Genomic DNA, 8,205 nt, shown 5'->3' on the forward strand with positions numbered 1-8,205 from the left:
CTTAAGCAGAATTCGGGTTAAATAGCAATAATTAATACTATTTTTAAAATATTCATCTCGGGATACTAATATGCATCGTTTTCGAAAAAACATTTTCGCACGATATGTGTTACTAAAAATAACAATGAGTTGTTAAATTTTATTCAACAAGCAAAAAAATGCAGGCTATTAGGCCTGCCCTCATGAAAATTTACAGATTACGATTATTGAGTGATTACCCCCAAAGCATTTTTAACCTTCCATAAATAACGAGAAGCCTGTGGTGCAGGATGATTATTTTGAATATATTGATAGAACTCATTCGGAGTCATTCGATTAATTTTATTAATTGCCAAAACTCGGTTTGCATCAAACGTTCGCAATAATGCCCCTGCACCATTTACATAAGCAACTATCGTTGCATAGTACAGCGTTTCTGGATTGGAAATACCTTCCAGGTGCTGTTTTCTCAAGATGCTAATATAAGCTGTACCAAGATCAATGTTGATTTCAGGATCTTTCAATTCACGCATCGTTGGTTGTCCTGATTTTCCTTTCACTCTGTAAGCATCTCGCCCAGCCGTAGATGCCTTAATCTGCATGAGTCCAACTGCATTCGACTGACTAACAACCTCTGGACGAAAACCTGATTCCACCTGAATAATTGCTTTGATAAGCGTTTCATCAATACCATAACGTTTTGCAGCTTGCGCAATCAAACCATCAAATGGGGTAGATTTAAACCTATTTGTCAATTTACGGGTATTAAAAGCAGCCTTATTGCCATCAAGCATACGTTTTACCGTTGTTTGTCTATTACTGTCTGATTGGTGTACTTGTTGGTTTGCACATCCTGACAATAACAATGCCACCGCAATGTAACGGAGTTTTAATTTCACGCTGCTTCCCCTAAATAAAATTGATCCTATAAAGGATATATAATTTTACTGATAAACTAAAAATATTTTTCTATCGAATGTATCATCAATTTTGTTCTCTATTGCCTTGACTTTATATAAATGATACTGATAATCATTATCAATAATTAGATGTGCAACAAGTAAGGTTTACTATAATGAATAAAAAATGTTCTCTTTCTACTTTTCCGATATTCAATCTGATCCTTGTTCTATTCACAATGGCGTTATTCAGCCAGCATGCTCATGCCGAGAAAAAATTCAGAGTGGTTACAACATTTACTATTATTCAGGATATGGCTCAAAATGTCGCAGGAGACGCAGCAATTGTCGAGTCAATCACTAAACCGGGCGCAGAAATCCATGATTATCAACCCACTCCCAAAGATATCATCAAAGCACAGCGGGCAGACCTTATCCTCTGGAATGGCTTAAATTTAGAACGCTGGTTCGAACGCTTTTTTGAAAACATGCAAGACATACCTGCTGCGATTATAACCGAAGGCATTACCCCTTTACCCATTCGTGAAGGGCCTTACAATAAAAACCCTAACCCACACGCTTGGATGTCGCCGAATAATGCGCTGATCTATATCGAGAATATTCGCCAAGCTTTTGTCAAATACGATCCTGATAATGCCGAAATTTACAATCGTAATGCCAGAGCTTATGCAGAGAAAATGGCTCAATTGGATGCGCCTCTTAGAGAACGTCTTTCTCGTATTCCTGAAGAGCAACGCTGGCTGGTCACCAGTGAAGGTGCTTTCAGCTATCTCACACAAGATTATGGTTTCAAAGAAGTTTACTTGTGGCCAATTAATGCTGAAGAACAAGGTTCCCCACAACAGGTTCGCCGTGTCATTGACACAGTAAGGTCTAATAAGATCCCGGTTGTTTTCAGTGAAAGCACTGTTTCAGATAAACCAGCAAAACAAGTCAGTAAAGAAACAGGGGCACGTTACGGCGGGGTACTTTATGTAGACTCCCTTTCCACTCAAAAAGGACCGGTTCCAACTTATATTGATCTACTTAACACCACTGTAGACACTATCGCAAAAGGATTTAATCAATGAATCGCTCATCATTAAACCACCAACCGCTATTTGAGCATCCTCATTTAATTGTGGATAATGCCACTGTCACTTACAACAATGGGCACACTGCTATTTATGATGCCAGTTTTAATATTACCGGCGGCACAATTTGTGCGCTGGTAGGCATGAATGGCAGCGGTAAATCCACCTTATTTAAAACAATCATGGGATTAGTAACGCCTTCACATGGAAAAGTGACACTCAACAATCAACCTATCAAAGCGGCATTAAAACAAAATATCATCGCATATGTCCCTCAAACTGAGGATGTAGACTGGAATTTCCCGGTTCTGGTTTCTGATGTTGTAATGATGGGACGCTATGGAAAAATGGGTTTTTTACGCCGTCCCAGCAAGCATGATCATGAAATCGTCAATAAAGCCCTTGAACGTGTCGGGCTGACAGAATTGCGTGATCGCCAAATTGGTGAGCTTTCTGGCGGGCAGAAAAAACGCGCATTTTTAGCCCGAGCATTGGCTCAAGAAGGGAAAGTTTTGTTACTGGATGAACCTTTTACTGGGGTAGATGTTAAAACAGAAAATGCCATTATTGACTTACTTCGTGGCCTACGTGACGAAGGGCATTTGGTTTTAGTATCAACGCATAACCTTGGCAGTGTACCTGAATTTTGTGATCACGTTATTTTGATCAATCGTACTGTGCTCGCAAGTGGACAAACTGAAAACACGTTTACTCAAAAAAATCTGGAAATTACCTTTGGTGGTGTCTTGCGTCATATTAATCTTTCCGCTCCTGAACTGCATAAAGATGATGATCCACGCTCGCTGACAGTCATAACCGATGATGAACGTGCTGCCGTCTTTTACGGACATGATCATCATATTCCACCGCGGCAAAACCCCAAATAAAAGGAAAATCAACCATGATGGAACTACTTTTACAACCATTCAATTACAACTACATGGTGAAAGCCATGTGGGTAAGCACCATTGTTGGGGGTGTCTGTGCTTTCTTATCCGCTTATCTGATGCTAAAAGGTTGGTCACTAATGGGAGACGCCCTCTCCCACTCTGTTGTGCCCGGTGTCGCAGGTGCATATGCTCTCGGTTTACCTTATGCAGGTGGTGCTTTTTTTACAGGGATGCTCGCTGCATTATCAATGACATTGGTACGTCATATCACTCGGTTACGTGAAGATGCGGTGATCGGTTTTATATTCTCCACTTTTTTTGCCGTCGGATTATTGATCGTTTCTTTAAACCCCACATCCGTAAATGTACAAACCATTATTTTAGGCAATATTCTGGGAATTGCTGATGAAGATGTTTTACAAGTTGAAATCATTATTGCCGTTTCCTTCATTATCTTAATGGTACTTTGGAAAGATCTGTTGGTTGTTTTCTTTGATGAAACCCATGCTCGCTCGATTGGATTATCACCATTACGGTTGAAAATTATTTTCTTCACTTTATTAAGTGCCTGTACCGTTGCTGCATTACAAACAGTAGGCGCTATCTTGGTTATCGCAATGGTTGTAACGCCGGGTGCAACCGCCTATTTATTAACAGATAGATTTAAATATTTGTTGATTATTGCCGTCACCATCGGTTCACTCACGAGTGGTATCGGTGCATATGTGAGTTATTTCCTCAACGGTGCAACTGGGGGAGTCATTGTTACCATACAAACAGTGATTTTCTTACTCGCGTTCTTCTTTGCCCCTAAACATGGCACGTTAGCCTCTCGCAGACGAGCCAGAAAGGAATCTCTGGCATTGATTCAGGAACAACGCTCATGAACACATTTATTGAATTAATTACTGAACCTTTCATGCATGAGTTCATGCGACGAGCTATCTATGCTGCCATTATCGTGGGAGCTGTTTGTGCTGTACTTTCCTGTTACTTAGTCTTAAAGGGTTGGTCATTGATGGGAGATGCCATTTCCCATGCTGTTTTGCCAGGTATAGTGCTCGCTTTTGTGACAGGCATACCACTTACAATAGGTGCTTTCCTTTCTGGTATATCTTGTGCATTCGCTACCGGGTATCTAAAAGAACATAGCCGAATCAAAGAAGATACTGTCATGGGAATTGTTTTCTCAGGTATGTTTGCATTTGGGTTAGTTCTGTTTACTCGTATAGATACGGATCAACACCTGACACACATTTTATTCGGCAGCATACTCGGCATTACCCGGCATGAATTACTCCAAACCCTGTGCATTGCAGGTATCACGCTGGCGATTGTGCTGCTAAAGAGGAAAGATTTCATGCTCTACTGCTTCGATCCCAATCAGGCTCGAGTTGTTGGTCTTCCGGTGAAACTTCTCCATTACGGGTTATTATCACTGCTGGCCCTAACAATTGTTGCCTCTTTGCAGGCCGTCGGCATTATTCTGGTCATTGCGATGTTAATCTCCCCCGGCATTATTGCTTTTATCCTTTGCCGGAGTTTTGATCGCATGCTGATTGTGGCAATGGTTGCTTCTATATCATCCAGCGTACTTGGAACAATCATCAGCTTCCATATTGATGGTGAAACAGGCCCCTGTATCGTAATCATTCAGGCAATTTTCTTTACTATTGCACTTACTTATGACCAAATAAAATTAGCTTACAAGAAAGCAAACAAAGGATCGTTTGAAAAAATCTCACACTAAAAGGCATCAATTCAAGAAAAATCAAATTAAAAAATAATAGGGTGCCATATCAAATTTGAGATATGGCCTTATTAATTCCTATTAAAATTCCTTTTACCCTGTTCAAATGTTACATCTGTCTGTAGTATAAGCATGGCAACTGTCAACTTAATGAGGTGAAGCATGTGGCAAACAGTGAGCCGTCTATTAAGTGAGCATTTTGGTGACGCTGAAATTCACGATAAAGAGGAATTGGCCGGAGGAGAGATTCACCGTGCCTGGCACATTAGATATGGTGAACAACATATCTTTATCAAATCCAACATGAAAGAAATGCTGCCAATTTTTAAAGCAGAAGCAGAACAACTGGAATTATTGGCTCGCAGCAAAACAACCCGTGTCCCCGATGTTTATGGTGTAGGTCACGACCGCAACTATAGCTTCCTGTTGCTGGAGCATTTACCCATAAAACCCTTTAACCCACACAGTGCATATCTTTTTGGTCAACACCTTGCGAAGTTACATCAATGGAGTGAACAACCAAAATTTGGTTTTGATTTTGATAACATGCTGGCAACTACCATACAACCTAACGGATGGCAAAAGCGCTGGGATTATTTTTATGCCGAAAAACGCATCGGATGGCAGTTGCAGCTTGCCGCTGATAAAGGAATGGTATTTGGAGATATTAACCAAATTGTTCAAGTAATCGGCGATAGACTACACAATCATCACCCTCAACCCTCTCTCCTGCATGGCGATCTATGGCCTATGAACTGTGCATCATTGAACGATAATTGTGCCGTCACTTTTGATCCTGCCTGCTATTGGGGAGATCGCGAATGTGATCTGGCAATGCTGCCACTTTACCCAGATCTTCCTTTGCAAATATTTGACGGTTATCAGAGTATCTGGCCATTACCTAAAGATTTCCTTGAACGTCAACCTATTTACCAACTTTACTATTTATTAAATAGATGTAATCTTTTCGGAGGGGAGAGTTTTATTATAATACAAAAGATGATTGATAAACTTTTATCTGAAGAGGTAATCAGATAACTTAAATTAATATTTAATTATTGATTTTAGCCCAGTCACTCAAAAATTTATTATATTAAGAATATAAATTCCTTTTAAACCAAACGCGACATTGGGCATCCTTGCGCTGTTATTAACTATCACATTACCATCCTAAAAGTTTGAATAAGAAGCAAGCAATTGCACCGATAATGATGGGTGATATGTAAAGAATAAAAATCTGGCTGAATAAAGAATGAGAGGGAAACGCAATTTTAGCTTTCAATTGTTCCTTGGTTATTCCACTTTCCTGCGCGAGTTCAAAGACCATTTGATCTTCAATACGCTCTTTGATGAATTTAAATTGACGATACATTCTCAAACCAGACGCACTCATTGCCAACCCCACAAATATCAGCATATAAATGACAAAAAAACTGATATTTTCCCCAGTAATTCCAGCAACACGCTCAGGGGTTGGAGAATGCTTCCAAAAAAAATCCAAAAATGGGGTATTGAATTTAATCATTTCTGTCATCATCTGAAGAAAATCATTCAATACGGCGTTAATACCTGCATCTCCGATACCGTCACCTTTAATACCATTACCTTTAATACCATGCTGCCCTGCGGCCAGATTAATCACTGAGACAAAAGTCGACAACAGGGAGGGTATAAAAATAATCCAGCCCAAGATCCGCTTAACGATAGCAACATATCTGGCTTCTAAATACGTGTGCATATTAAATTACCCATTAAAAACAATTAATTACATAAATTTATCGCTTTCATAAACTTGCATATGAACACGATAATGTACAAACAAAAAACACACTCACTACGGCATGCAGTGGTGGATTTATATAACATTAGGTGGAATGAATGGAGAGTGTCAAGATGAGGGTAAAAAGGAACCACTATCATCATAGAGCAGATATCTACTCTTTGATCTCTAGGTTAACGATTTCCCCAATTTGAAATCGGGAAAATCAGCAGCCATTCAACTATAGAGGAAATCCCCATAGTTGCCGCAGATGGCTCAAACCTGAATCATGGTCAAAATCTTGACCATCTTTAAGGCGGGATATCTCACCTTTAGGTATAGTGATTCCCCCCCATGCCTTTTGCTTGTACATGCGGGATTACCCCGAATGTAACTCAGTGACTCAGTACGTATTACGTTCGCAGTGGATTAACTATCTGATTTTTATGATGGTTGAAATTCCAATCATCTTTAAAGTGTGATATCCCACTTTAGGTATGGTGATTTCCACCATACCTTTTCTTTTTGTACCTGACTAACTGTCAGTCGCAAATTAACCGCGTCGCTAAATGATACGCGGAAAGTTTGTGCAACCCTTAATGAGGTGTACAAATTCTGTGAGTCAGTATTACTGCCCTGCAAATTCTGTGAGTAAATATCATTTACGCTCAAAGTCTGATAATGGGACATTGGATTTTGCAGCGACGATTTTCGTCGGCACAAATAATCACCTTTTTGCATACCGATATTTTCGGCGCTCAAACTGACCCACTTTAAGAGGGTCAGTTCTTGTCCCATATAGCAAGACAACCAACCCGAAATTATCGGGTAGGCCAAAGTGAGGACCACGGTATTCTTCGAGGTCACTGAGCTAATGACCTCGACAATAGGCCCCTTTAATCTCAAGGAGTCCTCGTAGTTAATTTCACCGCTTCCATTTGAAACAGAAGCGTGCTGAATTAAAGTCGGGAAATCCCGCTTTTACTGTGCTGAGTTTTATCAGTCATATGATAAATTCTATTAATTCCCTGCCTGTCATTTTATGTCATCCTGTCATCAAAACATGTATCTCACCCATTAAAGTTAATCAAGCCGTACTCTCCAGTATTGATGAACCGATTTTATTGATGTTCACCGGCGGAGAAGCATCCCGCCTTCATGTTACTTAGCAATGTGTATTGTTGATTAAATGAGGGAATAGCTATGCAAGATAAAAAACCTGACGTATCAAATTTAAAAGACACAGTACCAACACAACAATCCTATGAAGACTTTGGTTATACTGCCTTACCCGTTGGAGTTCCTATTCCTTGGCCGTCAGAAATTCCACCGGACGGTTGGCTTAAATGTAATGGTGAAGTATTTGATACAGTAAGATATCCGAAACTTGCCCTTGCCTATCCATCGGGCAGATTGCCTGATTTAAGGGGGGAATTTATTCGTGGTTGGGATGATGAGCGCGGAGTAGACTCGAATCGCCAAGTTTTATCGTGGCAAGCTGACAGAACAAAAAAGATACAACTGGCGGAAGGTAACGGTGGCAATTATCTAGCCTTATACCAAGGCCTCCCAGATAAACTCCGCTACCCAATTGGCAGAGATGTAATAGGACGCGCTACTGAAAACTCAATTGCTAACAATACAGGCGGTGACGAAACACGCCCCCGCAACATAGCATTCAACTATATAGTAAGAGCCGCTTAGTAGCTATCAGCCCTCCCCCGCGAGGGCTTTTTCATATCATCAAGGCTCCGAATTCACCTCCCCCTGCCCCACATTCCACACCGAATCTTCCGGCATCTGGACACGGACGTCTAAGCGACAACCTTCGGGA

9 protein-coding genes are annotated in these 8,205 nt (G+C 40.5%); 6 read left to right on the forward strand and 3 right to left on the reverse strand.

Annotated elements, in window-relative coordinates; translation table 11 throughout:
* Positions 1–203: 203 nt before the first annotated feature.
* Complete coding sequence (locus ABLA76_RS15720; protein WP_348988632.1) at positions 204–878, reverse strand: transglycosylase SLT domain-containing protein; 675 nt, start codon at positions 876–878, stop codon at positions 204–206.
* A 176-nt stretch (positions 879–1,054) separates the two neighbouring features.
* Here ABLA76_RS15720 and ABLA76_RS15725 point away from each other — a divergent pair, with 176 nt between their 5' ends.
* The 5 genes from ABLA76_RS15725 (at position 1,055) to ABLA76_RS15745 (ending at position 5,650) form a co-directional block, all read left to right on the forward strand.
* On the forward strand, positions 1,055–1,969 hold the full coding sequence (locus ABLA76_RS15725) for a metal ABC transporter substrate-binding protein (RefSeq protein WP_047771066.1): 915 nt from the start codon (positions 1,055–1,057) through the stop codon (positions 1,967–1,969).
* Positions 1,966–2,859, forward strand: coding sequence for a manganese/iron ABC transporter ATP-binding protein (locus ABLA76_RS15730; protein ID WP_047771067.1), 894 nt, complete (start codon positions 1,966–1,968; stop codon positions 2,857–2,859). The genes ABLA76_RS15725 and ABLA76_RS15730 overlap by 4 nt, the downstream gene beginning before the upstream one ends.
* A gap of 14 nt (positions 2,860–2,873) precedes the next feature.
* Positions 2,874–3,749 carry a metal ABC transporter permease gene (locus ABLA76_RS15735; RefSeq protein ID WP_047771068.1) on the forward strand — a complete coding sequence of 292 codons (876 nt, stop codon included), beginning with the start codon at positions 2,874–2,876 and terminating at the stop codon, positions 3,747–3,749.
* Positions 3,746–4,612, forward strand: coding sequence for a metal ABC transporter permease (locus ABLA76_RS15740; protein ID WP_348988633.1), 867 nt, complete (start codon positions 3,746–3,748; stop codon positions 4,610–4,612). Before ABLA76_RS15735 ends, ABLA76_RS15740 begins: the two co-directional genes overlap by 4 nt.
* A 162-nt stretch (positions 4,613–4,774) precedes the next feature.
* Positions 4,775–5,650 (forward strand): fructosamine kinase family protein, encoded by an 876-nt coding sequence (locus tag ABLA76_RS15745; RefSeq protein ID WP_348988634.1) that lies wholly within the window; start codon positions 4,775–4,777, stop codon positions 5,648–5,650.
* A gap of 124 nt (positions 5,651–5,774) precedes the next feature.
* Here ABLA76_RS15745 and ABLA76_RS15750 read toward each other — a convergent pair whose 3' ends face one another.
* Both ABLA76_RS15750 and ABLA76_RS15755 read right to left on the reverse strand, forming a co-directional pair.
* On the reverse strand, positions 5,775–6,350 hold the full coding sequence (locus ABLA76_RS15750; protein WP_348988635.1) for a YniB family protein: 576 nt from the start codon (positions 6,348–6,350) through the stop codon (positions 5,775–5,777).
* A 262-nt stretch (positions 6,351–6,612) separates the two neighbouring features.
* On the reverse strand, positions 6,613–6,744 hold the full coding sequence (locus tag ABLA76_RS15755) for a hypothetical protein (protein ID WP_348988636.1): 132 nt from the start codon (positions 6,742–6,744) through the stop codon (positions 6,613–6,615).
* A gap of 830 nt (positions 6,745–7,574) precedes the next feature.
* Between ABLA76_RS15755 and ABLA76_RS15760 the strand changes: the two genes are divergently transcribed.
* Positions 7,575–8,075 (forward strand): tail fiber protein, encoded by a 501-nt coding sequence (locus tag ABLA76_RS15760; RefSeq protein ID WP_348988637.1) that lies wholly within the window; start codon positions 7,575–7,577, stop codon positions 8,073–8,075.
* Positions 8,076–8,205: the final 130 nt, after the last annotated feature.

The organism is Xenorhabdus sp. SGI240, assembly GCF_040081915.1.
GTDB lineage: Bacteria > Pseudomonadota > Gammaproteobacteria > Enterobacterales > Enterobacteriaceae > Xenorhabdus > Xenorhabdus bakwenae.